The following is a 26,372-nucleotide window of genomic DNA, read 5'->3' as shown; positions in this document are numbered from 1 at the left end:
AACCATTAAATCCGTATACCCCCATGCCGATATCGGCCTCAGTCTCAGCGCCTACGTCTTTACTCTGGGTCTGGCGCAACTGGTTGGCGGGCCGCTTTCCGATCGCTACGGGCGTAAAGTGATCCTGTTTGGCGGGCTGACGGTGTTTGCCGCCGCCGGCTTGATGATTGCCCAGTCCGGCTCCCTTGGCGAGCTGGTGTTATGGCGGGTGGTCCAGGGCATTGGTGGCGCTTTCTGTGCGGTGTCGGTCCCGGCCATCGTGCGGGATCAGACCAGTGGTCAGGAGTCGGCGCGCCTGTTCGGTCTGATCGGGCTGATCATGTTTATCGCGCCGGCGGCAGCGCCATCCCTGGGCGCGTTCATGCTGAGCCTGGGCGATTGGCACGGGATTTTTGTGATGCTGGCCGTCTACGCCGTCTTTCTGGCGTTTGTGCTGCAGGCGGCTCTCTTCCCCCGCCTGACGCCCAGGCCCAGGGCGACCACGCCAGTGCGCACGCTGGTGACCAATTACGGTCTGGTGCTTCGGCACAGTGCTACCATGCGCTTTGTCGGCATCCAGGTCCTCTGTTTCAGCACCATGCTGCTGTTCATCACACATTCCTCGTTTATCTACCAGGAGTGGTTCGGACTCTCGAACAGCATGTTTTCGGTGCTGTTTGCCGCCAATATAGTGTTCATGGCGACACTGAATCTGATCAACCGGCCGCTGTTGCGCCGGATACCGTCGGTGCAGCTGCTTCGGGTGCAGGTGATCATGCAGTTTGTGGCCCTGCTGGCCCTGGTGACCGTCGTTGCCTTGGACGGCCCGTTCTGGGCCGTGGTGGCCTGTCTGGTTGCGGCCATTGGCTGCCAGGGCGGTATCGTGCCCAACAACATGGCCAACGCGCTGGAGTTCTTCCCTCACCTGGGCGGCACGGCGGCGGCTTTGCTGGGGGCGGCCCAGTTCACGCTGGCAGGCGCGATCAGTGCGTTGTCGTCCGCCTTTGGCGGAGATGCCCTGTTGCCGATTGTGGTGAGCATGCTGGCCTGCTCGACCGGGGCGACCCTGCTGGTTCTGGGTGCGCCCCGCGCGGTGGCCCGGGAGAGACAGGCGGCATCTGCCGCTGCCTGAGGATTTCAGCGGGCGCCGGCCCGCCGGACATTGATCAACAGCGGGCTGCCCGTGGCCGGATCATGGGTCAGCTCGCAGTGTACTCCGTAGAGTTGTTCCACCAGTTCCGGCGAGACAATCTCGGCCGGAGCCCCTTCCCGGATGATCTCACCGGCCTTCATGGCCACCATGTGGTCCGAGTAGCGACAGGCGCTGGGCAGGTCATGGACCACCATGGCAATGGTCTTGCCCTGGGCGCTGAGTTCGCGGATCAGCTCGAAGACTTCAATCTGGTGCCCCAGATCCAGGGCGGATGTGGGCTCGTCCAGAAGCAGCAGTGGCGTCTGCTGGGCCACGGCCATAGCGATCCACGCCCGCTGGCGCTGGCCGCCGGACAGGGTGTCCAGGGCTCTGTCCGCCAGTTGTTCCATGTCTGCCGCCGCCATGGCCTCATCATAGGCTCGCTGGTCCTCCCGGGACCACTGTTTCATCCATCCCTGATGCGGCTGGCGCCCGAAACGGACCAGGTCCCCGACCGTGAGCCCTTCCGGTGCGGTATTGTCCTGCGGTAGCAGGGCAAGCTTGCGCGCGACTTCCCGGGACGGAAGTGCGTGGATATCCCTGCCATCGAGCAGAACCGAGCCCTGTGCCGGGGTGTGAATACGGGCCAGACCATTGAGCAGCGTTGACTTGCCGCAACCGTTGGGACCAACGATGGCAGTCACCCGGCCCGGAGGCAGGGCAACGCTCAGGTTCTCGGCCACGATAAAGCGACGGTGCGCCAGGGTGATGGCGTCGGCGGCCAGGGTCGACGTCTTGGTTGGACTCATGTCGGACTCCGTTGGGAAGGTCTCAGCAGTATCCACAGAAGATAGGGACTGCCAATAATGGCGGTAATGATCCCTACCGGTACTTCCAGAGGTGAAAACAGGGTTCTTCCAAGCAGGTCTGCGGTCACCATGAAGGTTGCGCCGGCCAGTGCGGAAGCGGTCAGTGGCAACTTGCCCGGGCGACAAAGCGTGCGAGCCAGTTCCGGCGCCAGCAGGGCAATCAGGCCCACCGGGCCACAGACGGAAACGGCCAGCCCGGTCAGCAGCACCGACAACCCGAGGCCGAGCACCCGCGTAGAGCGCAGGCGAGTACCCAGGGCAATGGCAACCGGGTCAGAGAACTGCAGGGTGTTCAGGGCGCGGCTGATGGCCATCAGCGCGAGATAGCCGATGCCCAGCCCGACAGCCAGCACCAGGACGCTCTGGTCAGAGCGGGCATTGAGGCTGCCCACCGTCCACGGGTAGGCGGCGTTGGCCGTGTCGATGGCTACCCGGCTGAGCAGGACCTGGGTGGCCGAGCCGGCAATGGCACCGATGCCGATACCCGCGACGATGAAACGGTAACCTCTTGTGCCTTTTGCGCCCGCCAGCCCGAAGGCCAGGGCGGTGGCAACTGCGGCCCCGGTCAGCGCCATGGTGGACGGTGCCAGGGAGACCCCGATACCCACCACAGAAGCCACGGCAAAGGCTGTGGCTGCGTTATCAATGCCGATGATGCCGGGAGTCGCCAGCCGGTTGCGGGCCAGGGTCTGCATCAGGCACCCGGCCATGGCCAGGGCGGCTCCTGTCAGCAGCCCGGCCAGGGTCCTGTCCAGGCGCAACTGGTTTACCACAAGATCGGTCATGGGGTCGGCCTGGCCAGCCAGCGCCAGTGCCACTTCCGTTGGGGTCAGTTGCAGCGTGCCGATAGCCAGAGATGCCGTAATGGCTGCCAGCATGACCACGAACAGGGCGATATTGGTGATGGTGGTTCGCTTGTCGGGCAGTGTCATGTCGGGTCCTTGTCCGTTACAGCGAAGGCATACGGCCGGCCCTGACAATGGCCAGCAGGATGGGGGCGCCTACCAGTGCCGTGACAACGCCCAGGGGCATTTCGGCCGGGGCGGCAATCAGCCGGGAGACAATGTCGGCGGCCAGCAGGATGATCGGCCCGATGGGAGCACACAGCCACAGTGTCCGGCGAATGTCGGGGCCCGCCAGAGCGCGGGCGATAAATGGCACCACCAGCCCGACAAAAATCAGGGGGCCGGCCAGCGCGGTGGCGGAACCCACCAGCAGCGCGACGGACAAGGTGATCAGCAACCGGATACGGCCGGGATGATGTCCCAGGCCTACCGCTGCTTTCTCACCCAGGGCCATGGCGGCCAGAGGCCTGGCCACCATCACGATCATGACCAGGGCGAGGATGATCGAGGGCAGGGTGGCGCCAAGCATGTCCAGGGGCTTGCCTGCGATACTGCCGGTGATCCAGAAACGGATTTCGTCGGCGGCCCGCTGGTCGACCAGCATAAGCATGGAGGTGAGTGCCATCAGCAGGCCGCTCAGGGTGGCGCCGGCCAGTACCAGCCGGACCGGATCGTTCCCCAGTCCCTGAACGCGGGTGGCCGCAATCACCAGGGCGCAGCCGGCCAGCGCCCCCAGTTGCGCAACCAGGGTGGTGAGGGTGGCGGTGGTCGCCCCCAGCAGGATCGCCAGCGCCACCGCAAAACCGCTGCCGGCGCTCACGCCCAGCAGTCCCGGTTCCGCCAGAGGGTTGCGCGTCATTGATTGCAGGAGTGCGCCGGCCAGCCCCAGGGCCAGGCCGGTCACCATGCCGATGATGGTGCGCGGCAAGCGCAGTTCCATCAGGACGAATCGTGCTTCATCCGTGCCGCCACCGGCCAGAACGGCCAGGGCTTCTGCCGGCGATACCGGGCCGGCGCCATACAGCAGGCTGCCGATTGCGACCAGCAGAAGCAAAAAAACCGCCGAAGCGAGCGGCGGAAAGAAGGCGCGAGACACAACCACGCGTTTTCTTGCAGATGTTGCCAAGATTCGTGACCTCAGGGATTCATGTCACGAACAGCAGTCTCAATGTCATCCAGGATGGCAAGCACGGCCAGAGGGCCGGAAGCGCTGGTCCAGAGCTGCCCGCTGACGGAGGCCACGCGTCCGGCCTCGACAGCCTCAAGGCGCGCAAATGCCGGGGATTTGCGGGCTGAGTCGAGCGCTTTCTGGCCGTCCTCATTCAGGGTCGCAAGGAAGATCCAGGTCTGATCCATGCTGGAGAGGTTCTCGAGGCTCAGGGGTTCGCTGTGTGGGCGACCCTCTTTCACCAGATCATTGTCGGTTACTTCAAAGCCAACAGCCTGGAGGATGGAAGCGGAAAACAGACCCTCGGCCATGACCAGCGGCCCCTGGGGCATCCAGCGCACCAGCGTGGCGTCACGCTGATCGGCAGGGATCTTCTCATCCACCAGATCAGCCACCTCGGCGATGCGGTTTTGGACCCGGGCAATCACCGATTCGCCGGCTTCTTCCCGGCCCAGTGCGCTGGCATACAGGCGTGTCTCCCGGATCCAGCTGTCGGGCTCGAACAGTGGCACGTTGGATACCACCACAGGTGCTACCCGGGAGAGCAGCTCATACTGTTCTTTGCTGGTGCGGCTGCTGGTAAGGATCAGGTCCGGGCGGGCGGCGACGACCGCCTCAATGTTGGTTTCGCCCGGCGTGCCGACAATGCGGATGTCGCCAGCCTCGGATTTGATGTAATCCGCCACGTCGGTTCCGCCACGGGTAATCACTGCGCCGACGGCGTTGGCGTCCACCGCAAGCGTTGCGTCCAGGGCGCCTTCGTAGAGTGTGACCACCCGCTTCGGCTGCCCTTCAATGGTGACCGGTCCGAAGGCGGTATCAACCGTATGCTCGGCAGCCTGAGCCGGCGATAACGTAGCCAGTGGCAGGACCAGGGCGGCCAGGGTCTTGGTAAGGATGGCTTTGAGGGGGTGGTGCGAACGACTCATTCGGTAAAAGCTCCAGACAATGCGTGGCGATCCAGGATCAAATAATGATAATTGTTCTCATTGCTTTTTTAGAGTGGTATCTTGGAACACTCAGTTTCATATTCCGGGATGGTTGCCATGTATGATTTTCAGGAACTTGAAGCCTTCGTGTCGGTGGTGCGGACCGGGAGCCTGACCGCCAGCACCCGGGATCTTGGGCTGCCAAAGTCCACGCTCAGCCGGAGAATCCGACAACTGGAAGAGGCGGTTGGCCAGCCCCTGCTATTACGCCAGTCCCGCCGGATCCTTCCCAATGAGGCGGGGCGGGTGTTTTACCGCTACAGCAATGACATGCTCGAGCTGGCCTCCCAGGGCCGTGAAGCCCTGGACGAATTGCGTGAGGAAGTCAGCGGCAGGCTGTCGCTGCGCTGTCACGAAAGTTTTGTTCGGGGCTGGTTTTCCAAGCTGGTTGAGTCGTTCATGGAATCGCATCCGGACCTGCGTGTGGCGATCGGTACCCAGCGAGCCGTGCCCGAGAGCCTGGACAGTGATGTCTGCATCTGGCTGGGTCCGGTGGGTGACACGGCCCTGCGTCAGGAAAACCTGGGCAACCTGACCCAGGGGGTCTATGGCAGCCCGGACTACTTCAGAGAGCATGGCTCGCCGCAGACCCCGGGCGATCTGGACGATCACCGCTGGGTGGACCTGCTCGGTGATAGCGCCGAGGGCGTGGTACTCCGGCACTCGCGGTTGGGCGTCTACCCGCTGACAGTACCTGACAGAGGGCTGACGGTAGACCAGTTGAGTGTCCAGGGCGATGCCATTGCCAGTGGGCGGGGGCTTGGGCTGATGCCTCACTGGCTGGTGGAAAAGCGGTTGCAGGCCCATCCCGGCACACTCGAGACCTGCCTGACTGAATGGCAGGGGCCGGCGCTGCCGGTGACCATGCTGTATCCCCATGGCCATCTCCCGCGACGCGTCAGAGCCTTTTTGGCTAATATCCGGGCCGCCGTCCCCGCTGCCTGGGGGCAGTCAGTGTCTGTCGAAGACGAGAACGTTCCGTAAACCGGAACGGATCATTCCGGCATCAATCAGCTTTCCGTGTGTTAATGTTCGCCGCACTGATAATGATTCGCATCTGCCAGTGATAATTAAATCCTGCAGTTGCGGTGAGCGCAACATTGAACACAAGGAGTGATTCATGCCCCGTCGTATTTCCCTGCTGGCGTCAGCCATCGCCATGGCGACTGCCGGTTCCCCGGCGTTTGCCCAGTCCGAACCCATGGAACTTGGCGAGATCGTGGTGACCGCTGCCGGCTTTGAACAGAACATTTCTGACGCACCGGCCAGTATTTCCACCATTTCCGGTGACGAGCTGGAAAAAAAGTCCTACAGCAGCATCGTAGACGCGGTGAATAACATTCCTGGGGTATTCGTCACCGGTGGCGGCGCCTCCCAGGACATCAGCATCCGGGGCATGGACAGCAGCTACACTCTGTATCTGATCGATGGCCGGCCCATATCCGACGGGCGTTCGGTCAACACCAACGGCACCGATGGCGGCAAACAGATTGGCCTGCCGCCGGTCTCCATGATTGAGCGGGTGGAAGTAATCCGTGGCCCCATGTCATCGCTGTATGGCTCCAGTGCCATGGGCGGTGTGATCAACATCATCACCAAGAAGCCGACCGATGAGTTTTCCGGGTCCATTACCACGGAATACAACCATTCCCTGAATGACATCAACAACGATGGGCAACAGGTAAGCTTCTCCACGTCCGCGCCGATCATCAAGGGACTGCTGGGTGCCCAGGTGCATGGCAGTTGGCTGGGGCTGGAGGAAGCCGACTACATCGGTGGCGATGATAACGCGGAGAGTACCCCGGAAACGGATACCCGCCAGGGCGGCGTCGAGCTCTATCTGACACCGGATGAGGAAAACGAATTCACCCTGGGCTATACCTCCTCCACCAAGGAGTATACCCATCGGCCCGGTGCCAGCATTCCGCTGATGGGTGGCCGGGGTGGCAACACACCCAACGAAGTCAGCACCACCCGTTACGACAAGGATGTGTACACCGTCGGTCACAAGGGCAACTACGGCAACCTGATGACGGACACCTACCTGCAGCACGACGTGTCCGAACGTATCCAGGAAGACGAAAAGAAAGAGGACCTGACCACATTCAACACCCAGGCTACCTACTTCTGGGGTGAGCACGTGCTCACCATGGGCGGCCAGTACAAGGAGGAGGAACTGGTCGATGAAAGCAACGGGCTGCTGAGCGCCAATGTTCCCGGGGCGGTCCGCAGTGTTGATCGCTGGCTCGCCTCGCTCTATGCGGAAATGGAGTGGCGCCTGACCGACAAACTCAACCTGACCACCGGTGTGCGTTACGACGACGATGAGCTTTTTGGGGGGCACCTTTCCCCGCGGGTCTATGCGAACTACCACGCTACGCCGCAGTGGACACTCAAGGGCGGGATTTCCACCGGTTATCGCCAGCCGGGACTGTCTGATGCCACCGAAGGCTTTGGCCGCGGAACGGGCGGCGGTGACTGGCGCAACATCCCCAACCGGAATAATCCGCGGGCGTTGATCATCGGCAACGAGGATCTGGACCCGGAAACCAGCACCAACTACGAGCTCGGGTTTGTCTACCAGAATCCCGCCCGGACGCTGAACACCAGTGCCATGCTGTTTTTCACCCAGTTCGACGACAAGATCGCCGAGGACCGTCTGTGCGAAACCGCGAACCCGGACCGCTACGACCCCTCCACCTGGGACTGCAGCTATCAGGGCGTGACCTACCAGTTTGTCGGCACCCGCAGCAACATCTCCGAGGCGGAAATGCAGGGGGTGGAACTGACCATGGATTACGACATCACTCGCGATGTTCGCCTGAGCTCCAGTTACACCTACACCGAATCCGAGCAGAAAACCGGAGAGTTTGCCGGCGAACCGTTGAACCGCATCCCCAAACACATGGCCAATGTGTCGGTTGACTGGCAGGCCACTACGGACCTGAGCCTGTGGGCCCAGGGCAATTACCGGGGCAAGACCAGCGATTACCTCAGCCGCACCAGCATGGGTGACGGCACGCCGGATTACGGCTTTGTGGATGTGGGCCTGGTCTACAACCTGAGCAGCAGCGCCCGTATGAAAGCCGGCATCTACAACCTGGCCAATGACGAAGTGACCAACGACGACTACGAAGTGGTCCTGGACGGCCGCATGCTCAACGTCGGCCTGACCGTCGATTTCTGACCGGAGGAACCCTGAATGACTTCACTGAAAACACTGATGGCCGGCGCGCTGGCGGCGCTGACCCTGGCCGGCTGTGCCGCAACACCGGAAACCTCCGGGCCGAGCGTGGTAAGTTACGACCACGGGGCCCTGGATACGCTGCTGGAACTGGGCGTGGGCGATCGCGTTCTTGCCGTTCCCCAGCAGGGACTGCCGGATTATCTGTCGGACCTGGCCGGCAGGCTCCCGGATGCCGGCAGCCTCAAGGAACCGGACCTGGATACTCTGGCATGGCTTGACCCGGAGCTGGTGATCATGACCGGACGCCAGGGCGAGGCCATTGATGATGTAAGGGCGATGACCCGGGTTAAAGAACTGGCCACGCCAAAGGGAGATTACCGCGAGGCGATCACCGAACGCGTGCAGGACCTGGCCGGACTCTATGGCGTTCAGGACCGGGCCGGTGAGGCGCTGGCGTCACTATGGCAATACGTGGATCGTCAGAAAAACCGTCTGGCGGATGCCGGCACGATCACGGTTGTGACCCACAACGACGGCCATTTCTCCCTGCGCGACGAGGCCGTGGTCTACGATCTGCTGGCGCTGACGCCAGCGCCGGTACCCGACACGGTGGAGCCGATTCACCGGGGCACCCGTACCTTCTATCCGGTGGGCCTGGATACCCTGGCCGGTATGGCACCCGATGTTCTGCTGGTGGTGGACCGGAGCGCTGCCATCGGTGCCGAGCCACTGGATGCGGGCTGGCTGCGTGACGCCCTGCCGGATGGCACCCGCATGGTGGTTCTGGACCCGGGGCTCTGGTACCTGTCGGGTGGTGGCCTGATGAGTGTGCGTCTGCAGGTGGGTGAAGTGGTGAACGCGGTCCAGTAAAATGGCCCCATGAAACTGATCCTCAGCCGTAAAGGCTTTGACAGCGCCTCCGGAGGATGCCCGAACCCGGTGTTTCCGGATGGCCGCTGCCTGGCCCTGCCCATTCCCGACCCGCAATCCCCGATCCGTTACAGCCAGATCCGTCACCAGGGCGCCAGTCTTGGCCGGCTGGTGGCACAACTGACCGGTCAGCCGGCGTTTTCCCGCCGTGGCGCCCACCTGGATCCGGACCTCCAGGCGGACGCATTGCCCCGGCAAGCCGGCTGGCGGCCACTGCTGGGACAGCACAGTTCGGCCCAGGCGCACCTGGCCAACCATGGGGTCGCCGAGGGCGACCTGTTTCTTTTCTTCGCCCTGTTCCAGCCGGTGGAACGGTTCCGGGGCCGCTGGCGCTTTGTGCCGGGCAGCCAGGCATTCCACAGCCTCTGGGGCTGGCTTCAGGTGGCGGAGGTCTGGCCGCTGGACGGGGCCCGATCGGTGCCGGCCTGGGCCGCCTACCATCCGCACCTTCACGGTGATCGCTCCCGGCACAACTGCCTGTATGTGGGCCGGGATCGCCTGGCATTGCCGGGGCGCCAGACCGACCTTCCCGGCGCCGGCATCCTGTCCACCCTGACCGGGGCGCATCGGCTGACTGAGCCCGGAGCGACCCGAGTCACCGACTGGCGACTGCCCGCTGCGTTCCTGCCCGGTGCCGGTCGTGTACCGCTGAGTTACCACCACAAGCCCGAACGCTGGTCTGAAACCCATGACGGCTGGTGCCGTCTGCGCAGCGCAGCCCGGGGACAGGAGTTTGTTCTGGACCTGGACCACTACCCGGCGGTGATTGACTGGCTGGCCAGTCCCGGGCTGCTGGGCTAACTCATGGCAACGCCCTTGACCAGGGCATAAACCCGCAGGTTTTCCCGGAGACCGAGACTCGCCGCCGAGCGCCTGGAGACCCGTGCCAGCATGGTTTGATCCCCGAGGCCCAGGCGCACCAGCAACTGGCTGGGTGTGGCGTCCGGTTGCAGATCGATGACCCGGGTTTTCAGGCAGTTGAGCAGGCTGATATCCGAGGGCGGCGACAGGGCCAGAACCACATCCCGTGCCAGAACCCGCACCCGGGTGGCCTGATCTGCCTGAAGGCCGCAGCGACTGATAAACAGGGGCTGGCCCTCGACCTCAACCTCACTTAGCTGATCCTCGGAGTGCGGCTGTTTCACCCGGCCATGCAGCACAGTCGAAGCGGTATCCGTCTGCAGGAAAGGCAGTTCCGGATCCGTCAGCAGGGATTGCAGGTCCCCCTGGGCAATCACCCGGCCCTGCTCCAGTAAGACCAGGTGATCGGCCAGGCGGGTGACTTCCTCAATGGCGTGACTGACGTAGATGATCGGCAGTGCCAACTGCTCCTTTAGGCGTTCCAGAAACGGCAGAATTTCCGCTTTGCTGGTGGCGTCCAGGGAGGCCATAGGCTCGTCCATCAGCAACAGTTTGGGGCTGGTCAGCAGTGCCCGGCCAATGGCCACCCGCTGGCGCTGGCCACCGGACAACTGGTCAGGGTAACGCTCCAGCAGGGCCTCGATACCCAGCAGGTCGATGACCTGGTCCGGGTGAATCTGTCTTGCCCCCACCGGTATCCGGCGGTAGCCGTATTCCAGGTTTTTCCGGATGCGAAGGTGGGGGAACAGGCTGGCTTCCTGGAACACGTAGCCGAGCGAGCGTCGGTGAGTAGGCACAAAGGTTTTGTGGTTCTGCCATACCTCCGAGCGAAACAGCAGGTGGCTGCCCAGCTGGAATTCCAGCCCGGCAATCAGGCGCAGCAGGGTGGTCTTGCCGGACCCGGAGCGTCCGAACAGGGCGGTCACGCCCTGGGTGGGCAGTTGCAGGCGGGCCTCCAGGGTGAAATGGCTGCGGGGCAGGCTGACATCCAGGGTGATCACAGGCTGACCACCTTGAAGCGGCGGTTCAGGGCAAAGACCGCGGTCAGCAGGATGAGGGACGTGACCACCAGAATCAGTGAGAGCTGGTGGGCGGCACCATAATCCATGGCCTCGACATGGTCATAGATGGCAATGGAGGCCACCTGGGTGCGCCCGGGAATGTTCCCGCCGATCATCAGGATCATGCCGAATTCTCCCAGCGTGTGGGCGAATGAGAGCACCCCGGCGGTCAGGAAGCCGCTACGGGCCAGCGGAAACACCACACTGATGAAGCGATCTATCGGTGACGCCCTCAGAGTAGCCGCCACCTCCAGCATCCGGCCCCCGGCCATGGCAAAGGCATTCTGCAGTGGCTGGACGACAAACGGCAGGGAAAACAGCATGGAGCCCAGCACCAGCCCGGTAAAGGTAAACGCCAGATGCCCCAGGCCCAGCGATTCCGTAAAACCGCCAACCACGCCACGGGGGCCCAACAGCACCAGCAGGTAGAACCCCATTACGGTAGGTGGAAGCACCAGGGGCAGCGCCACCAGGGCTTCGATGAGTACCTTCAGGCGGCTGCGGGTCCGGGCCAGCCACCAGGCTAGCGGAATCGACAGCAGCAACAGGAAAAAGGTACTGGTGACAGCCAGCTTCAGTGTGACCCAAAGAGCCGTGATATCACCGGGCGCCAACAGCATGGCTCATTGGCCTTCCCAGGGAGTGTAACCGGCAGCCCGGATAATGCCGGCGGCGTCCGCCGAGCGCAGAAACGCCAGGAACCGTTCCGCTCGTTCCGGGTCGGCGGCCGAGCGCAGGATGACCGCCTGCTGGGTGATCGGGTCATAGCTTTCTTCCGGCGGAATCCACCAGGACCCCTGGCCCCGGACATCCGGGTGGCGGATCTGTGAGAGCGCCAGGAACCCCAGCGGTGCCGCGCCGGAGGCGACCTGGCTGTAGGTCTGTCCCAGGTTCTGGCTGCGTAACAGGCTCTGTTGTTGTTCCAGGGGCTGCCACAGATCCATGCCTTCAAGAATCTGTTTGGCCGCTCGACCGTAGGGTGCATTGCGTGGGTTGGGCAGCGCCAGGTACTGGTAGTCGGTCCGTGTCAGAGTGCGGCCATCGTCCTGTATGCGGTCCGGGTCGGCGGACCAGAGCACCACCAGACCGCGGGCATAGGTAAAGGCTGATTCCGCCAGAGCCAGGTTGTCATCAATCAGTGCCCGGGGCCGGCGGGCATCGGCAGACAGGAAAACATCGAAAGGTGCCCCGTTCTCAATCTGGGCGAAGAGCGATCCGGTGGAGCCGGACCGGATCAACAGTGTGTCGCCGGACCGGGTTTCGTAGAGCGGGGCCAACTGTTCCAGGGTGCCCTGGAAGTTCGCCGCAACCGCTACCCGCAACTCATCCGCCTGAGCGGTGGCGGCCAGCATCAGACCAAAGGCAAGAAAAAATCGTTTCATCGGGGGCCTCCCTGTGGATCAGAACATCCGTGGCTACCGTGAGCTCGTGTCGCCAAGTTGACGTTTTGTCGGGTTTGCCGGCTGGATTGGAGCAAACCCGACAAAACCATCAGGCCACTTTGGCGGAGGGTTTCCAGTAGCTGTTGTGTTTCAGGTGTTGGGCCAGCGGAGCATCCCAGGACTGCTGGTGCTCGTCCTGCCAGGAACACAGCTGTGAGTGCAAATCCAGGGGATCAAGGTCCTCACCCAGATCCAGCCGGTGCTGGAAATGAGTCAGCAGGGAAACCAGCTGCTGATGCTGATGGCGGTGGCGTTCGTAACCGTCGTACCGGGTGCCCATCATGAACCGCTCCTCCTGATCAAAGTGCTTGTGCACGTTGATGAGCAGGTTGTTCAGGAGACAGGGCAGGGCGGTTCTGGAGGCCAGGGGCAGGGCGCCGAGCAAGGCCATGAACAGGTGGTTAGCCTTGTCCATGGCCGGCATTTCGTAGTGCTGCAGGCGAAAGGTCGGTGTGATATCAGGCATGGGTCAGTTCCTCGTTCATCAGGGCGTTCAGGCAGTCTTCATGGGTCATATCAAGGATTTCAAAGCCCTGGCGATGCAGGAACCGGGCCTCCTTGGGTGTCGGGTTGGGAATGCAGGCCCAGCCGGCGGGGCGGCCGGCACCATAGGCGATGTCGTTGATCAGCATTCTTGGCGTGTCCCGGTCCAGGCGCAGGCCCAGCAACAGGTACTGGCGGCCCTTGCGCCGGGACTTCAGGAAGGGCGGCATGCCAAAGCCGCCCATAAGTTCTGTCAGGTAGTCGACATAATCGGCGTCGGACGCGACATAGAGCGACTCGGGCAGCGGCGTGCCGACCGGTTTGAACAGCACCGGCAGGCGGGTGTCGGCGGTGGCGTCATCCACCGCCCGGTAGGTCTGGCCGTCGTGCTCGAACAGCCGGTAGCGCTCGGTACCGCCGGCAATACGCGCCACGCCCACCACCAGCAGGTGCGGGGTCCGCTGCCAGCAGGTCTGAAGCTGGGTATCCCGATTCAGATCAATGAGGTAGTCGAGTCCGGACTGGCTCAGTTTCTGGTGCAGACCGGATTGGCTCCATTCCGTGTCCCGGTAGGTCTGGTCCAGAAAACGGGTCACCGCCTTTCTTCCTTTCTTCAGCTCGATATTCATGGCTGCTCTGGGGAATTCATACATCAGTTTCGGCGCCATCGGGCGGCCCTGGTTCATGGCGATAATCAGGCTGTTGCTGTCGCCGGGCATGGCGTTGCCCTGCGGGTCGGTAATGCCGTTGAGAACCTGGTGACCCAGCACGGGCACACAGCGTCCTTCGTCCCAGGCGTCGAGCAGTTCTTCCGGTAAGGGTGGGTGCATGTCTTTACTCCTGTATTGGCGTGAACGTGGTGAAAGGCTCAGCAACTCCCGTGCCACACCGTATTTGTTGTCATCAGTACGACAAGTCAATCTTCTTTGTCGCCTCCTGCACGCTTCGCGCCCTGTATGCTTGCCAGCCTTAGGCAAAATAAAACAACGAGTTACGCAGTTTTTTCCGGGCTGGCACGTGCCTTGCGCCTACTGATTACGGGGCGGAGATGGTTTCGCCACTGGTACTAATTCTTTTTGTGAGGAGAAACGCAATGGCATTACGTCAAGCTGCTATTTATGGAAAAGGCGGTATCGGCAAGTCCACCACGACCCAGAATCTGGTGGCTGCACTGGCTGAAATGGGCAAGAACGTCATGATTGTGGGCTGTGACCCCAAGGCTGATTCCACCCGCCTGATACTCCACTCAAAAGCCCAGACTACGGTCATGAACCTGGCTGCCGAGGCCGGCTCTGTCGAAGACCTGGAGCTGGAGGATGTCATGGCCGTGGGTTACGGCAATGTGAAGTGTGTGGAGTCCGGTGGACCTGAACCCGGTGTGGGCTGCGCGGGACGCGGTGTCATCACCGCCATTAACTTCCTGGAGGAGGAAGGCGCCTATGATGAAGACCTGGATTTCGTGTTCTACGACGTACTGGGTGACGTTGTTTGCGGTGGCTTCGCCATGCCGATCCGCGAAAACAAGGCTCAGGAAATCTACATTGTGGTTTCCGGGGAGATGATGGCCATGTTCGCCGCCAACAACATCTCCAAGGGTATCGTGAAGTATGCCAACTCCGGGGGCGTGCGCCTGGCCGGTCTTATCTGCAACAGCCGCAACACCGACCGTGAAGACGAGTTGATCGAAGCCCTGGCCAGCCGTCTGGGTACCACCATGATCCACTTCGTCCCGCGCGACAATGTGGTTCAGCATGCTGAAATTCGTCGTATGACCTGCATCGAGTATGACCCCAAGGCCAAGCAGTCCGACGAGTATCGTACTCTGGCAAAGAAAGTGCTCGAAAATCAGCATTTTGTAGTGCCTACCCCGCTGGAGATGGATGAACTGGAAGATCTGCTGATGGAGTTCGGCATCCTCGAGGAAGAGGACGAAAGCATCGTCGGTAAGAGAGCCGATGAGGCGGTAGTGGCCTAACCACAATACCTTTTTACTCACTCATGAGCGGGCCTGCGGATGGGCAGGGCGCTGGAGGAAAAGAACATGACCAAGTTAAGTAAAGACGAAGCACAGGCACTGATCAATGAGGTGTTGGAGGTGTATCCCGCCAGCGCCAAAGAGGATCGTGCCAAGCATCTGGACTTCGCCGATGGTGGCGCTGGCGAGGAATCACAGAAGTGTGTGACCTCCAACCGAAAATCGCTGCCGGGCGTCATGACCATACGCGGTTGCGCCTACGCCGGCTCCAAGGGGGTGGTGTGGGGACCGATCAAGGACATGATCCACATCTCCCACGGGCCGGTCGGTTGCGGTCAATACTCCCGGGCCGGTCGACGTAACTATTACGTTGGTACCACCGGGGTGGACAGTTTCGGCACCATGAACTTCACCTCGGATTTCCAGGAAAAGGATATCGTTTTCGGCGGAGACAAAAAGCTGACCAAACTGATCAGTGAGATCGAACAGTTGTTTCCCCTCAACCGGGGCATCAGCGTGCAGTCGGAATGTCCAATCGGTCTGATCGGTGACGACATCGAGGCGGTCTCCAAGGCGGCCAGCCGGGAGATCAACAAACCGGTGGTTCCGGTCCGCTGCGAAGGATTCCGCGGGGTTTCCCAGTCGCTGGGGCATCACATTGCCAACGACTCGATCCGGGATTATGTCTTCGACCGGAAGGATGGCGGTAGCACGCTGGAATCCGGCCCCTATGACGTCGCCATTCTGGGTGACTACAACATCGGGGGCGATGCCTGGTCGTCGCGAATCCTCCTCGAGGAGATGGGCCTGCGGGTGGTCGCCCAGTGGTCCGGCGACGGTACCCTGGCGGAAATGGAGCAGACCCCGAAAGTGAAGCTGAACCTGCTGCACTGCTACCGCTCCATGAACTACATCTCCCGTCACATGGAAGAGAAGTACGGCATTCCCTGGATCGAATACAACTTCTTCGGTCCCACCAAGATTGCCGAAAGCCTGCGCAAGATTGCGTCCTACTTTGACGACAGCATCAAGGAGGGGGCGGAAAAGGTCATTGCCAAGTACCAGCCCATGATGCAAGCCGTCATCGACAAGTATAAGCCCCGCCTGGAGGGTAAAACCGTCATGCTCTACGTGGGTGGTCTACGCCCCCGTCACGTGATCGGTGCCTACGAGGATCTGGGAATGAAGGTGGTTGGCACCGGCTATGAGTTTGGCCACAAGGACGACTACCAGAGAACCAACGAAGAGGTGAAGGACGCCACCTTGATCTACGACGATGTGACCGGCTTCGAGTTTGAGGAGTTTGTCAAACGGGTCAAACCGGATCTGGTTGGTTCCGGGGTCAAGGAGAAATACATCTTCCAGAAGATGGGCGTGCCGTTCCGCCAGATGCACTCCTGGGACTACTCCGGTCCCTACCATGGGTACGATGGCTTTGCCATTTTCGCCAAGGATATGGACATGACCCTGAACAATCCCTGCTGGAACAGCATGACACCGCCCTGGAAAAAGGCCGGTGAAACCCGACAGGCCGCTGCCTGACTCAATCAATCACCTTGCGCCCGCGTTCGCGGATTGGCGACCGGGCGAGGAGAAGATCATGCAAAACGTAGATGATATCAAGCAAAGCTTTCCGCTGTTTCGTGAGGATGAATACAAGGATGTTCTGCGTCGCAAACAAAGCGATTATGAACACCAGCATGCCCGGGATAAGGTGGACGAAACCTTTCTCTGGACAACCTCCGAGGAATATCAGGAGCTGAACTTCCAGCGAGAGGCGCTGACCATCAACCCGGCCAAGGCCTGTCAGCCTCTGGGTGCCGTGCTCTGCTCGCTGGGCTTCGAGAAGACCCTGCCCTATGTGCATGGTTCCCAGGGCTGTGTCGCCTATTTCCGCACCTACTTCAACCGTCATTTCAAGGAGCCGATCGCCTGTGTCTCCGACTCCATGACCGAAGACGCGGCGGTATTCGGTGGCCAGAAAAACATGATTGCCGGGCTGGAAAACGCCAAGGCGCTTTACAAGCCGGAGATGATCGCTGTCTCCACCACCTGCATGGCAGAGGTCATCGGCGATGACCTCAACGCCTTCATCGGCAACGCGAAGAAGGCGGGGGCGGTTGAGGAAGAGTACCCGACGCCATTTGCCCACACCCCTTCATTCGTGGGTTCCCACATCACCGGCTGGGACAACATGTTCGAGGGCATCGGCCGCTACTTCACGCTCAACTATATGGAAGACAAGAAGGTTGGCAGCAACGGCAAGATCAACCTGGTGCCCGGGTTCGAGACGTATCTGGGCAACTACCGGGTGATCCGCCGGATGATGGAAGAGATGGGCGTGGAATACAGCCTGCTGTCGGACCCGTCAGAGGTGCTGGATACCCCCGCAGACGGTGAGTACCGGATGTACGAGGGCGGCACCAGTCAGGATGAGATCAAGGACGCCCCCAACGCACTCGATACCATCCTGCTGCAACCGCTGCAACTGGTGAAAACCAAGAAGTTGGTGTCCGACACCTGGAAGCACTCCGTACCGAACCTGGATATCCCCATGGGACTGGAGTACACCGACAGTTTCCTGATGGAAGTGTCGCGTATTACCGGCAAGCCGATTGCGGATTCCCTGGCCAGGGAGCGGGGCCGTCTGGTGGACATGATGACCGACTCCCACACCTGGCTGCATGGGCGGAAGTTTGCGCTCTACGGGGACCCGGACTTCACTCTGGGGCTGACCAAGTTCCTGCTGGAGCTGGGGGCTGAGCCGACTCACGTTCTCTGCCAGAGTGGCGGCAAGCGCTGGGAGAAGCGCATGAAGAAGATGCTGGACGCTTCGGCGCCGGTCAACCACGGGGTCAAGCTCTACTCACGCCATGATCTCTGGCATTTCCGGTCACTGATGTTCACCGACAAGCCCGACTTCATGATCGGCAACTCCTACGGCAAGTTCATCCAGCGGGATACTCTGCACAAGGGCAAGGAGTTCGAGGTTCCGCTGATCCGGCTGGGTTTCCCGATCTTTGACCGTCACCACATGCACCGGGCCACCACCCTGGGCTACGAGGGGGCCATGCAGATATTGACCACGCTGGTCAATACCGTGCTGGAACGTCTGGATGACGATACCCGCCTGATGGCTCAAACCGATTACAACTATGACCTGATCCGCTAACAATGCGCGGGAAGTTTCCACGGAAACTTCCCGTTGCGTCAGGTTCATACGTTTATCGGTAACGCGTAACCGTTTGAAGAGCTAACAGGAGTAAACCGATGGCCAATATTATCATTAGCCAGGCAGCGGATGGGGGGCTGACCTTCTACATGCCGAAAAAGGATCTGGAAGAGAAGGTGCAGTCGCTGGAATATACCCAGGCCGAGAAATGGGGTGGTGAGCTGAAACTGGCCAGTGGCCAGAGCTATTACATCGACCCCATCATCAAGCCCCAACTGCCCAAGTCCCTACGCGCCCGGCGAATGGATTGACTGGCCCAACCCTGTTCCTATCCAGGAGAAACTGAATCATGGCTATGCAAATTGATCCGGATGTCTGTACTGCCTGTGGTGACTGTGAAGTGGAATGTCCCACAGTTTCCATTACCGTCAAAAAAGGGGTGTTTTCCATCAATCCGAAAACCTGCGATGAATGTGCTGATGAAGGTGAACCGCGCTGTGTGACGGTGTGCCCGGTGGACTGCATCTCCCGGGCGGCCTGAACGGGTTGTCGGCCTAGGGCCACCTGCTGCGGGTGGCCCTCTTTTTATTCCCCAGCGTGTTGCGAGGTAATCCCTATGTCGAGTATCAGCAAGGCGGCAGCCCAGCGAGTATCCAACGCTGCCCGCGCCCTGTGCGAAGATGACCCCCAGGCTTTTATCCTGGCACTGGGGAACCATCTGGGACTCCCCATCAATGAGAAAAAACTGCGGAGCCTCACAATCGAGGATCTGAACACCATGCTCAGCGGCCAGGACGGTCTGCTGCCCGAAAATTACAACCATGCGGCCATGCAGGCCGCGCTGCGCTGCCTGTGGGGCGAGCCGCAGAACCAGCAACCGGCGCCCGAACCGGAATCCCCGCCCGAAGGAGTGATGGACGCGCCCTACCTGCAGGTGGCCGTGGCCTCCAACAATGGCGAGATGCTGGATGGCCATTTCGGTTCCTGCCTGCGATTCCTGATCTACCGGGTGACCTACGATGCCCTGTATCTGCACGAAGTTCGGGATGCCGCTCACCTGGACCTGGCCGCGGGCAGCGAGCGTAACGCTCTGCGTGCCGATCTGCTGAAGGATTGCCAGTTGCTGTACGTGCAATCGATTGGCGGCCCGGCGGCGGCCAAGGTGATCCGGGCAGGTATCCATCCGGTCAAGTTCCCATTACCCGAGCCGGCCAGGGAGCGCCTGGTGCAACTTCAGCAACACCTGGATAACCCGCCGCCCTGGCTGGCCCGGGTGCTGGGCGTGGAGAGTTCGGTCAGCCGCCGTTTTGCCGGGGAGGAGATCGGAGAATGATTACTGCCGAAAACCTGCACCGGCTGGCACAGGAGATTGAACGCTTGCCCGATAGCCAGAGAGACGCGCGTATCGATGCCCTGTTTCCGGAAGCCCGGGTAACGATCTGCACGGACGACGATATACCCGCCGTCGCCAAGCCGGTCTATCAGGGAACAGGTTTTGACCTCTACCTGGTCGACGCCAGCCAGACCTGCGCGACCCTGACCAATGACTTGGACACAGCCTGCGGCGTGGTTCTGGCTCTGCATGACGATGAGGACTGACGAATGACGCTGACCACCTCCCGCATCCGCCCGGTGCTGCGCCACGCGCCCCAAAGGGAGCAACTGGCGGAGGGGATAGCCGGGATTCCGCCCCGCCCCCACCACGCTTTATTGCTGAATTACCTGCAACAGGCCTGGCCGGAGCTGGAGTTCCACCACCAGATCAGCCGGTCCGGCTGGCATCGCCCCGGCGGCGTGGTCAGTGCCTCCGGCGACAGAATCAGTGACGAGCTGGAGCCCTGGCTGCAGCAACGGCTGAGCGCCTCCGGCGACTTTGAACAGCTGCTGCTGGATCTGGAACGGCAGCAGCTGCGCGTGAGCCGATACAACGGGGCGACCCACTTCTTTGCCGCACGCTTTGGGGAGCAGCCAGCGGCTTTCTGGCAGCTGGAGGTGGAGGAGCTACAGGAGGTAATGGATCGGCATCTGCTGAATAGTGACACGGCGCCGCCGGACGACCTGTCCGGCCTTCTCGAGCCCTTGCAGCCGGCGAGTCTGGAAGCCCAGCCGCTGGGACCACCCCGCTACCGGCTGGGTAATGTGATGAATGTGCACCAGGTGCTGGCGGAAGCCACCAACCAGCCGGTGTTGCAACGGTTTTTCCGGGAGTGGTTGGATGAGCGGACAGACGGCTCGAACTTTGAGCGGTTTTGGTTCTTCCAGCGCAGTGAGTCACTGACCCGGTACGGCGTGAATGAGCTTCGCCTGCAACCCCGTGCCATCAAGGCCCGCCAGCTCGGAAGCCTGTCCTGGGATCTGCACCAGGATGCCCGTGGACTGGCCCTGCAACTGCGAGCCTATGACCGGATCGCCGGATACGGCGGTGCCTGGTATTTCGGGCTGGTGGCGGGCAATCTGGTTCCCAGGGAATTACCGGCGCGCCTGGAGGAGGACTGGCAGAAGGACTACCGTTATATTCCGGATCGCCAGCACCAACTGGTCAAGGGTTGGCTGCACCAGCCTTATACCCTTTAGCGACAACGGGATAACCACCGCCAACGCCGGAGAAGGCAAACGCTTTCTCCGGCGTTTTTTCAGGGCAGCTCTACTGGTTTGAGTTGGTATCGCGACGGGGTACGGTTTTGGGATCCGCCGTGATCGGGCGGTAGATTTCCACGCGGTCAAACTCTCCCAGTGTCTGGTCGGGTTTGACCAGTTTCCCGAAAACGCCGATTTTCTGGGATGCAAGATCGATTTCCGGAAAGCGGTTGAGAATGCCGGAAGCCTGAATCGCCTGCTCCGCCGTTGTCCCTTCCTGCATCTCCAGTTCGATCCAGGCCCCCTCCCCGTTGCTTGTCGCGTAGGCAACACTGACTTGCATGAGTTTGTCTCCTTGCGGGTTAACCGTGACTTTCCACCGTGCAGCCAGCGGATTCCCTCGGCAGCGTATGGTCTTTGCTCAGGCGCTGGTCAATCCAGCGTTTGAGGACCAGCAGAAATCCGACGGCGATGAAGCCCCCGGGCGGCAGAAGAAGGACCAGAAAGCCCTTGTAGTCGGGGATCAGCGTCACCTCCAGAAAGCCAAACCGGCTTCCCAGCAGGAGGTCGGCGTTGGCAAAAAGGGTGCCGCTGCCCAGAATCTCCCGGAAAGCGCCAATGATAACCAGGGCCAGGGTCAGACCGATGCCCATCATCAGCGAATCGATCAGTGTGTCCCAGAGTGTGTTTTTCGAGGCAAAGGCTTCGGCCCGGCCCAGAATGGCGCAATTCACCACGATCAGGGCAATGAACAGCCCCAGTACCTTGTACAGTTCGTAGGCATAGGCATTGATCAGCATGTCGGTCAGGGTGACCAGGGTGGCGATGATCACGATATAGACCGGAATCCTTACAGCCTGGCTGACAAAGCGCCGGATCAGGGACACGATGAGATTGGAGAACACCAAAACGAACAGCGTGGCCAGGCCCATTCCCAGCCCGTTCGTGGCCGTCCCTGTCACCGCCATGACCGGGCACAGCGCCAGTAGTTGGGCGAAGACCATGTTGTTGGTCCACAGGCCGTCTTTGGCCAGGCGTTTGTAGTCAGTCATCAGCATGACCTCCAGTCGTCGGGGCGGGTTGCAAGAAGGTGGCCTTATGCGCCTCAAAGAACTCCAGGGCGCCTTTTATAGAACCAACCACCGCCCGGGGGGTGATGGTGGCGCCGGTAAACTGATCGAATACCCCGCCATCTTTCTTGACCGCCCATCCAGCCGGGCCGGGCTTGCTTAGAGATTTGCCATTGAAACCGGTGATCCAGGGGGAGCGGGAAATCTCGATCTTGTCACCCAGCCCCGGCGTTTCCTTATGGATGAGTACCCGGACGCCGGCAATGCGGCCGTCCTCCCGGATCGACATCAGCATTTCGATATCGCCGGCATAGCCAGCTGCGGTCAGCGGCAGCACCACAGCGGTGACCTCATCCTCCATAGTGGCCTGGTACCAGGTGATCTTGCCCCAGGGCGCCTGGATGTGGCGTTGGCTGTCCAGGAGATTATTGTCGTGCAGCGTCGGGGGAAGGACCTGGGAAAAGTTCTTCAACAGGTCGTTTTCCAGAGCCTTGCGGATGGGCTCACGGGTAAGCTGATAGGCAAACGCGAGAACGGCACAGGTAACCAGTACCACCGTCCCGAGCAGCAGGGACTGGTATTCCAGCCGGTCCCGGACGTTTGACAGGGCTATCATGGGGCGGTTCTCCCGTCGCGGGTGGGCAGCGGCTCGCCTTTGCGGGTGCGGCCGTAGATGCGGGGTTTGATATACCGATCGATCAGGGGCACGGTTGAATTCATCAGCATCACGGCAAAGGCGACGCCCTCGGGATAGTTGCCGAAGGTCCGGATCAGCCAGGTCAGGAGTCCGCAGCCAAGGCCAAAGACAAAGCGCCCCCGGGCGGTGATGGGGGCGGTCACCGGGTCCGTAACGATAAAGAATGCGGCCAGCATCAGCCCGCCGGCCAGCAGGTGGAACACCCCGCCCGGGTAGCTCTCCGGTGCGGCCAGGCTGAGACCGGCAGCGGGAACCGCCGCCCCCAGCAACAACCCCAGTGGTGCCTGCCAGGTGATCACCCGTTGCCAGAGCAGGTACAGGCCACCCAGGAGCAGCAGGGCGCTGGTACTTTCGCCCAGGCTGCCGCCGCGAAGACCGATGATTGCGTCGGTCGGCCTGTAATCGAGATGGCTCAGGGTGGCGCTGACCGGATCGCCCTGTGCGCTCTGGTTTTTCACGGCATCCAGCAAGGTGGCACCGGAATAGCCATCCGGCAGTGCCGACAGTCCCTGGAAAGTGATGGCCAGCCCAGAGGTGATGTCCGGCGGGGATACGGCCACGGCTTCGGGGGCAATCCAGGTGGTCATTTCCACCGGGAAGGCAATCAGCAGCATGACCCGGGCAGCCATGGCCGGGTTGAAAACATTCTGCCCCAGCCCCCCGAAAATCTGCTTGATAATGGCGATGGCCAGAAACGTGCCCACGACCGCCAGCCACCAGGGAGCCCAGGGTGGCAGACAAAGGGCCATGATCCAGGCGGTCACGGTGGCTGAGCCATCTTTCAGGTGGGCCCCTACCGGTTTATGAAAGAGCGCCAGGAAAAGCGCTTCCCAGAACAGGGCCGAAACCAGGCAGAGCAGCCACAGGTTGAACGCAGGCCAGCCATACAGCCAGAACGAATAGAGGGTTGCCGGTGCCAGAGCCAGCATCACCTGCAACATCAGGGCGCCCAACTGGGCACTGCTGTGGGCGTGGGGGCCGTGGATGGGCTGGCTCATGACGGGCTTTCCCCGGCCGCTTTCCGGGCGGCCGCAGCGCGTCTGGCCGCCATCAGCTCCTCACGTTCCCGGGCCTGGCGGGCCAACCGCTCTTCCCGACGCTGGGCAAGCGCGCGGGTTTTTTCCATTTTCCTGGCCTCTCTTTGACGGCTGTCCAGTTCACCCTTGGCGTAATTGAACAGGTGAACCAGAGGCAGCGATGCCGGGCAGATATAGCTGCAGGCTCCGCAACCGACACAGTCATCCAGGCCGAGGCTCCGGGCTTTCTCAAAATCGCCACTGCGGATGTTGGCCGCCATTTCCAGGGGCTGCAGCCCCATGGGGCAGGCCCGTACACAGCTGGCGCAACGCACGCAGGGGCCGGGCTCATCGGTGTTTATTTCCTTCCGGGTCAGCGCCAGTATCCCGCTGGTGCCCTTGATAACGGGCACGTTCAGATCCGGCAGCTGAATGCCCATCATGGGGCCGCCCATAATCAGGCGGGCCGGAGCGCAGTCGAAGCCACTGGCGTAGTTGATCAGATAGCTGGCCGGTGTGCCCAGGGGTACCTCCCAGTTGCCCTGGTGGGTCAGGGCCTGACCGCTGAGGGTAACGACACGGGAAATCAGCGGGCGGCCCTGACACAGTGCCTGGTAAACGGCCCGCGCTGTGGCCACGTTGTGCATCAGCACACCTGAATCGGCCGCCCGGCTCATGGCCGGTAACTCGATTCCGGTCAGCAGTTGAACCAGCTGTTTCTGTGAACCCATGGGGTAGCGGCTTGGCACCGACCGGACCTCCACACCCTGGCCCTCGGCGGCTTTGCGTATGGCGGCCAGGGCCTGGGGTTTGTTGTCCTCAATACCGACAATGACCCGGCGGGCCTGAACGGCGTGCTGCATCAGCAGGGCGCCCCGGATGATGTTTCCGGGTTCCTCGCGCATCAGCCGGTCATCACAGGTGAGGTAGGGCTCGCACTCCCCACCATTGAGAATCAGGGTGTCGACACCGCGTTTCAGGCTGGAGCCCAGTTTGACCGCCGCAGGGAAAGTGGCGCCACCCAGGCCCACGATGCCTGCGCTGCCGATTCGGAGGCAGAGTTCCTCGGGAGGCAGGGCAAGAGGGTCTGATACCGGCGCCAGCGACGGATCCCACTCCTCCCGACCATCCGGTTCAAGCGTGATCGCCAGCACCGGCAGGCCGGAAGGGTGTGGCGCCGTGTGCTCGGCCAGCGCCCTGACCACTCCGGACGTCGGGGCATGGACCGGTGCCGATACGGTGCCCTGGCTGGAGGCGACCAGCTGTCCCTTCCTGACCCGTTCGCCCACCTTAACGATTGGCGTGGCGGGAGCCCCCAGGTGTTGCTGCAGGGGGAGATACAGCCGTTCGGCCATCGGAAAGCGGCGGATGGGGCTGGCATTACTCAGTTCCTTATGGCCCGGCGGGTGAACGCCGCCCCGTAATCTTGGGCTGAACATGTTAGAACTCCCGGTCATCAATAAGGCCTTCACAGGGACGGCTGGTTCCAGGCCCAGCTCTGCAGGGTTTCCGTTACCGGCACCAGGCGTATGCACCCGGTGGGGCACACTTCCTCGCACTTGCCGCAGGCTGTGCAGGCGTCCGCAAAGACCACGTGCATCTGTTTCGCCGCACCGGCGATGGCATCCGTCGGACAGACCTTGTAGCAACGGGTACAGCCAATGCAGATATCCTCGTTGATTTCAGCCAGCCGGGGCTGCTCGTCGACCAGGCTGGCCAGGTCCAGCGGTAGGCCCAGCTTTCCGGCGACCGCTTCTGCCACGGCCCGGCCACCGGGCGGGCAGAAAGCGGGCGGCAGCTCTCCGGCTGCTGCGGCTTCTGCCGCCGCGCCGCAACTGGGGCTGCCGCACTGCCCGCATTGGGTGCCTGGCAACAGCTCTTCAATTTCCCGGGCGACATTGCTGCGCTCCACATACAGCACACGGGATGCCACGCCCAGCAGAAAGCCCAGCAGGGTCCCAAGGCCCGCCAACGGTAAGATGGATACCAGCATTACACTCCTCCCCGACTCAGGCGAGCCCCGCAAAACCCATGAACGCCACCGATAGCAGCCCCGCCACGATGAAGGCAATCGGGGTGCCCTGGTACAGCTCCGGCACCTGCAGTACGGCCAGGCGTTCACGCAGCCCGGCAAAGAGCACCAGCACCAGCGTGAACCCGACGGCCGAGCCGAATCCGAACAGCAGGCTCTCGATAAAGCGGTAACCTTCCTGAACGTTCAGCAGGGCCACGCCAAGCACCGCACAGTTGGTGGTAATCAGGGGCAGATAGATGCCCAGAACCTGATACAGCGACGGGCTCATCTTCCGGATCAGCATCTCGGTGAACTGGACCACGGTAGCAATCACCAGGATGAACGAGAGGATGCGCAGGTATTCCAGTTCCAGAGGGACCAGTAACCAGTTCTCCAGCATCCAGCTGGCGGCGGCGGCCAGGGTCAGCACAAACGTGGTGGCCAGCCCCATGCCCAGAGCACCGTCCATTTTGGTGGAGACGCCCATCAGCGGGCACAGCCCCAGGAACTTGATCAGGATGACGTTATTGACCAGGGCGGTGGCAACGAGCATTAACACATAATCCGACATGATCCCCTCCGTAGCCGTGGACGGCTGATGGCTTTAATGGGGGTGGAGCAAGGAGTGTGCCACGGCCCGGAATGCCTTTTTCTGGGGCACCGAACGTGTTTTTCCTGTCAGGGAGCAACAAATTGGCGAGGCTTTGTCGCAAAGCCGACATTCTCCCGGAACGATTGTCGGCGGGGTGGCTTTCCTTGCGGCGCAGACGGTTGGTCTGCCGGGAGCGGGCGGGAAGGTTGTCTCTGGTGCTGGTGCATATTTTGCAGGCTATATGTCATACAACACGAGGCACGCCGGTTCGGTATTGCAAGGGAGCAACACAGGTATGAATGAACCCGGAGAC

General features: G+C 61.6%; 29 protein-coding genes. 13 read left to right on the top strand and 16 right to left on the bottom strand.

From position 1 onward, the window contains the following. The coding region (locus tag Q668_RS14400) for a Bcr/CflA family efflux MFS transporter (protein ID WP_022990329.1) at nucleotides 1–1,111 on the top strand (1,111 nt) is incomplete at its 5' end. A gap of 5 nt (nucleotides 1,112–1,116) precedes the next feature. On the opposite strand, the gene Q668_RS14395 is transcribed toward Q668_RS14400, so the two are convergent. The 4 genes from Q668_RS14395 to Q668_RS14380 form a co-directional block, all read right to left on the bottom strand. Further along, nucleotides 1,117–1,920, bottom strand: a complete 804-nt coding sequence (locus Q668_RS14395) for an ABC transporter ATP-binding protein (RefSeq protein ID WP_022990328.1) — start codon at nucleotides 1,918–1,920, stop codon at nucleotides 1,117–1,119. Beyond that, on the bottom strand, nucleotides 1,917–2,912 hold the full coding sequence (locus tag Q668_RS14390; protein WP_022990327.1) for a FecCD family ABC transporter permease: 996 nt from the start codon (nucleotides 2,910–2,912) through the stop codon (nucleotides 1,917–1,919). Before Q668_RS14390 ends, Q668_RS14395 begins: the two co-directional genes overlap by 4 nt. A 16-nt stretch (nucleotides 2,913–2,928) precedes the next feature. After that, nucleotides 2,929–3,879: a FecCD family ABC transporter permease gene (locus Q668_RS14385; protein WP_036220154.1), complete on the bottom strand. Its 951-nt coding sequence runs from the start codon at nucleotides 3,877–3,879 to the stop codon at nucleotides 2,929–2,931. Nucleotides 3,880–3,962: 83 nt separating this feature from the next. After that, nucleotides 3,963–4,922, bottom strand: coding sequence for an iron-siderophore ABC transporter substrate-binding protein (locus tag Q668_RS14380; protein ID WP_022990325.1), 960 nt, complete (start codon nucleotides 4,920–4,922; stop codon nucleotides 3,963–3,965). 117 nt (nucleotides 4,923–5,039) lie between these two features. Here Q668_RS14380 and Q668_RS14375 point away from each other — a divergent pair, with 117 nt between their 5' ends. The 4 genes from Q668_RS14375 to Q668_RS14360 all read left to right on the top strand — a co-directional run bounded on the left by Q668_RS14375 (nucleotide 5,040) and on the right by Q668_RS14360 (nucleotide 9,900). After that, nucleotides 5,040–5,966 carry a LysR family transcriptional regulator gene (locus tag Q668_RS14375; RefSeq protein ID WP_022990324.1) on the top strand — a complete coding sequence of 309 codons (927 nt, stop codon included), beginning with the start codon at nucleotides 5,040–5,042 and terminating at the stop codon, nucleotides 5,964–5,966. 136 nt (nucleotides 5,967–6,102) lie between these two features. Then, on the top strand, nucleotides 6,103–8,169 hold the full coding sequence (locus Q668_RS14370; protein ID WP_022990323.1) for a TonB-dependent receptor domain-containing protein: 2,067 nt from the start codon (nucleotides 6,103–6,105) through the stop codon (nucleotides 8,167–8,169). A 15-nt stretch (nucleotides 8,170–8,184) separates the two neighbouring features. Then, nucleotides 8,185–9,039 (top strand): ABC transporter substrate-binding protein, encoded by an 855-nt coding sequence (locus Q668_RS14365; protein WP_022990322.1) that lies wholly within the window; start codon nucleotides 8,185–8,187, stop codon nucleotides 9,037–9,039. 9 nt (nucleotides 9,040–9,048) lie between these two features. Further along, nucleotides 9,049–9,900 carry a hypothetical protein gene (locus Q668_RS14360; protein WP_022990321.1) on the top strand — a complete coding sequence of 284 codons (852 nt, stop codon included), beginning with the start codon at nucleotides 9,049–9,051 and terminating at the stop codon, nucleotides 9,898–9,900. Here the strand turns inward: Q668_RS14360 and modC are convergent. The 5 genes from modC to Q668_RS14335 form a co-directional block, all read right to left on the bottom strand. Next, nucleotides 9,897–10,961, bottom strand: a complete 1,065-nt coding sequence (gene modC, locus Q668_RS14355; RefSeq protein WP_022990320.1) for a molybdenum ABC transporter ATP-binding protein — start codon at nucleotides 10,959–10,961, stop codon at nucleotides 9,897–9,899. The genes Q668_RS14360 and modC overlap by 4 nt on opposite strands. Next, nucleotides 10,958–11,641 carry a molybdate ABC transporter permease subunit gene (gene modB / locus Q668_RS14350; RefSeq protein WP_022990319.1) on the bottom strand — a complete coding sequence of 228 codons (684 nt, stop codon included), beginning with the start codon at nucleotides 11,639–11,641 and terminating at the stop codon, nucleotides 10,958–10,960. Before modB ends, modC begins: the two co-directional genes overlap by 4 nt. 3 nt (nucleotides 11,642–11,644) lie before the next feature. Next, on the bottom strand, nucleotides 11,645–12,403 hold the full coding sequence (gene modA / locus Q668_RS14345) for a molybdate ABC transporter substrate-binding protein (protein WP_022990318.1): 759 nt from the start codon (nucleotides 12,401–12,403) through the stop codon (nucleotides 11,645–11,647). Nucleotides 12,404–12,512: 109 nt separating this feature from the next. Next, on the bottom strand, nucleotides 12,513–12,929 hold the full coding sequence (locus Q668_RS14340; protein WP_022990317.1) for a bacteriohemerythrin: 417 nt from the start codon (nucleotides 12,927–12,929) through the stop codon (nucleotides 12,513–12,515). Next, complete coding sequence (locus tag Q668_RS14335) at nucleotides 12,922–13,776, bottom strand: SIR2 family protein (protein ID WP_022990316.1); 855 nt, start codon at nucleotides 13,774–13,776, stop codon at nucleotides 12,922–12,924. Before Q668_RS14335 ends, Q668_RS14340 begins: the two co-directional genes overlap by 8 nt. Nucleotides 13,777–14,039: 263 nt before the next feature. Between Q668_RS14335 and nifH the strand changes: the two genes are divergently transcribed. The 8 genes from nifH (at nucleotide 14,040) to Q668_RS14295 (ending at nucleotide 20,667) form a co-directional block, all read left to right on the top strand. Continuing rightward, on the top strand, nucleotides 14,040–14,921 hold the full coding sequence (gene nifH, locus Q668_RS14330) for a nitrogenase iron protein (protein ID WP_022990315.1): 882 nt from the start codon (nucleotides 14,040–14,042) through the stop codon (nucleotides 14,919–14,921). 66 nt (nucleotides 14,922–14,987) lie between these two features. Then, on the top strand, nucleotides 14,988–16,463 hold the full coding sequence (gene nifD, locus Q668_RS14325; protein WP_022990314.1) for a nitrogenase molybdenum-iron protein alpha chain: 1,476 nt from the start codon (nucleotides 14,988–14,990) through the stop codon (nucleotides 16,461–16,463). A gap of 55 nt (nucleotides 16,464–16,518) precedes the next feature. Then, complete coding sequence (gene nifK / locus Q668_RS14320; protein ID WP_036220149.1) at nucleotides 16,519–18,093, top strand: nitrogenase molybdenum-iron protein subunit beta; 1,575 nt, start codon at nucleotides 16,519–16,521, stop codon at nucleotides 18,091–18,093. Nucleotides 18,094–18,191: 98 nt separating this feature from the next. Then, the gene (gene nifT, locus Q668_RS14315; RefSeq protein ID WP_022990312.1) at nucleotides 18,192–18,404 is read left to right on the top strand and encodes a putative nitrogen fixation protein NifT; all 213 of its coding nucleotides are present in this window, start codon (nucleotides 18,192–18,194) and stop codon (nucleotides 18,402–18,404) included. Between the two features lie 38 nt (nucleotides 18,405–18,442). Then, nucleotides 18,443–18,634: a 4Fe-4S binding protein gene (locus tag Q668_RS14310; protein ID WP_022990311.1), complete on the top strand. Its 192-nt coding sequence runs from the start codon at nucleotides 18,443–18,445 to the stop codon at nucleotides 18,632–18,634. A gap of 75 nt (nucleotides 18,635–18,709) precedes the next feature. Then, nucleotides 18,710–19,426: a dinitrogenase iron-molybdenum cofactor N-terminal domain-containing protein gene (locus Q668_RS14305; RefSeq protein ID WP_022990310.1), complete on the top strand. Its 717-nt coding sequence runs from the start codon at nucleotides 18,710–18,712 to the stop codon at nucleotides 19,424–19,426. Beyond that, on the top strand, nucleotides 19,423–19,692 hold the full coding sequence (locus Q668_RS14300) for a DUF6129 family protein (RefSeq protein WP_022990309.1): 270 nt from the start codon (nucleotides 19,423–19,425) through the stop codon (nucleotides 19,690–19,692). Before Q668_RS14305 ends, Q668_RS14300 begins: the two co-directional genes overlap by 4 nt. A 3-nt stretch (nucleotides 19,693–19,695) precedes the next feature. Then, complete coding sequence (locus tag Q668_RS14295) at nucleotides 19,696–20,667, top strand: hypothetical protein (RefSeq protein ID WP_022990308.1); 972 nt, start codon at nucleotides 19,696–19,698, stop codon at nucleotides 20,665–20,667. 70 nt (nucleotides 20,668–20,737) lie between these two features. Here Q668_RS14295 and Q668_RS14290 read toward each other — a convergent pair whose 3' ends face one another. Genes Q668_RS14290 through rsxA form a run of 7 tightly spaced genes read right to left on the bottom strand, consistent with a single transcriptional unit; the run spans nucleotide 20,738 to nucleotide 26,038 of the window. After that, nucleotides 20,738–21,013, bottom strand: coding sequence for an RnfH family protein (locus tag Q668_RS14290; RefSeq protein ID WP_022990307.1), 276 nt, complete (start codon nucleotides 21,011–21,013; stop codon nucleotides 20,738–20,740). 19 nt (nucleotides 21,014–21,032) lie between these two features. Further along, the gene (locus Q668_RS14285; protein ID WP_200861368.1) at nucleotides 21,033–21,722 is read right to left on the bottom strand and encodes an electron transport complex subunit E; all 690 of its coding nucleotides are present in this window, start codon (nucleotides 21,720–21,722) and stop codon (nucleotides 21,033–21,035) included. Then, entirely contained in the window at nucleotides 21,715–22,356 is a 642-nt protein-coding gene (gene rsxG, locus Q668_RS14280) for an electron transport complex subunit RsxG (protein ID WP_022990305.1), read from the bottom strand. The genes Q668_RS14285 and rsxG overlap by 8 nt, the downstream gene beginning before the upstream one ends. Continuing rightward, on the bottom strand, nucleotides 22,353–23,435 hold the full coding sequence (locus Q668_RS14275; RefSeq protein WP_022990304.1) for an RnfABCDGE type electron transport complex subunit D: 1,083 nt from the start codon (nucleotides 23,433–23,435) through the stop codon (nucleotides 22,353–22,355). The genes rsxG and Q668_RS14275 overlap by 4 nt, the downstream gene beginning before the upstream one ends. Continuing rightward, nucleotides 23,432–24,892: an electron transport complex subunit RsxC gene (gene rsxC / locus Q668_RS14270; protein WP_036220132.1), complete on the bottom strand. Its 1,461-nt coding sequence runs from the start codon at nucleotides 24,890–24,892 to the stop codon at nucleotides 23,432–23,434. Before rsxC ends, Q668_RS14275 begins: the two co-directional genes overlap by 4 nt. Before the next feature lie 29 nt (nucleotides 24,893–24,921). Then, nucleotides 24,922–25,446 carry an RnfABCDGE type electron transport complex subunit B gene (locus tag Q668_RS14265; RefSeq protein ID WP_022990301.1) on the bottom strand — a complete coding sequence of 175 codons (525 nt, stop codon included), beginning with the start codon at nucleotides 25,444–25,446 and terminating at the stop codon, nucleotides 24,922–24,924. Between the two features lie 16 nt (nucleotides 25,447–25,462). Next, entirely contained in the window at nucleotides 25,463–26,038 is a 576-nt protein-coding gene (rsxA, locus tag Q668_RS14260; RefSeq protein WP_022990300.1) for an electron transport complex subunit RsxA, read from the bottom strand. Between the last annotated feature and the right edge of the window lie 334 nt (nucleotides 26,039–26,372).

Source organism: Marinobacter sp. ES-1 (genome assembly GCF_000475255.1).
Classification (GTDB): domain Bacteria; phylum Pseudomonadota; class Gammaproteobacteria; order Pseudomonadales; family Oleiphilaceae; genus Marinobacter; species Marinobacter vinifirmus.
Note: the sequence above shows the minus strand (reverse complement) of the source record. Positions and strands in the feature narration are given on the sequence as shown.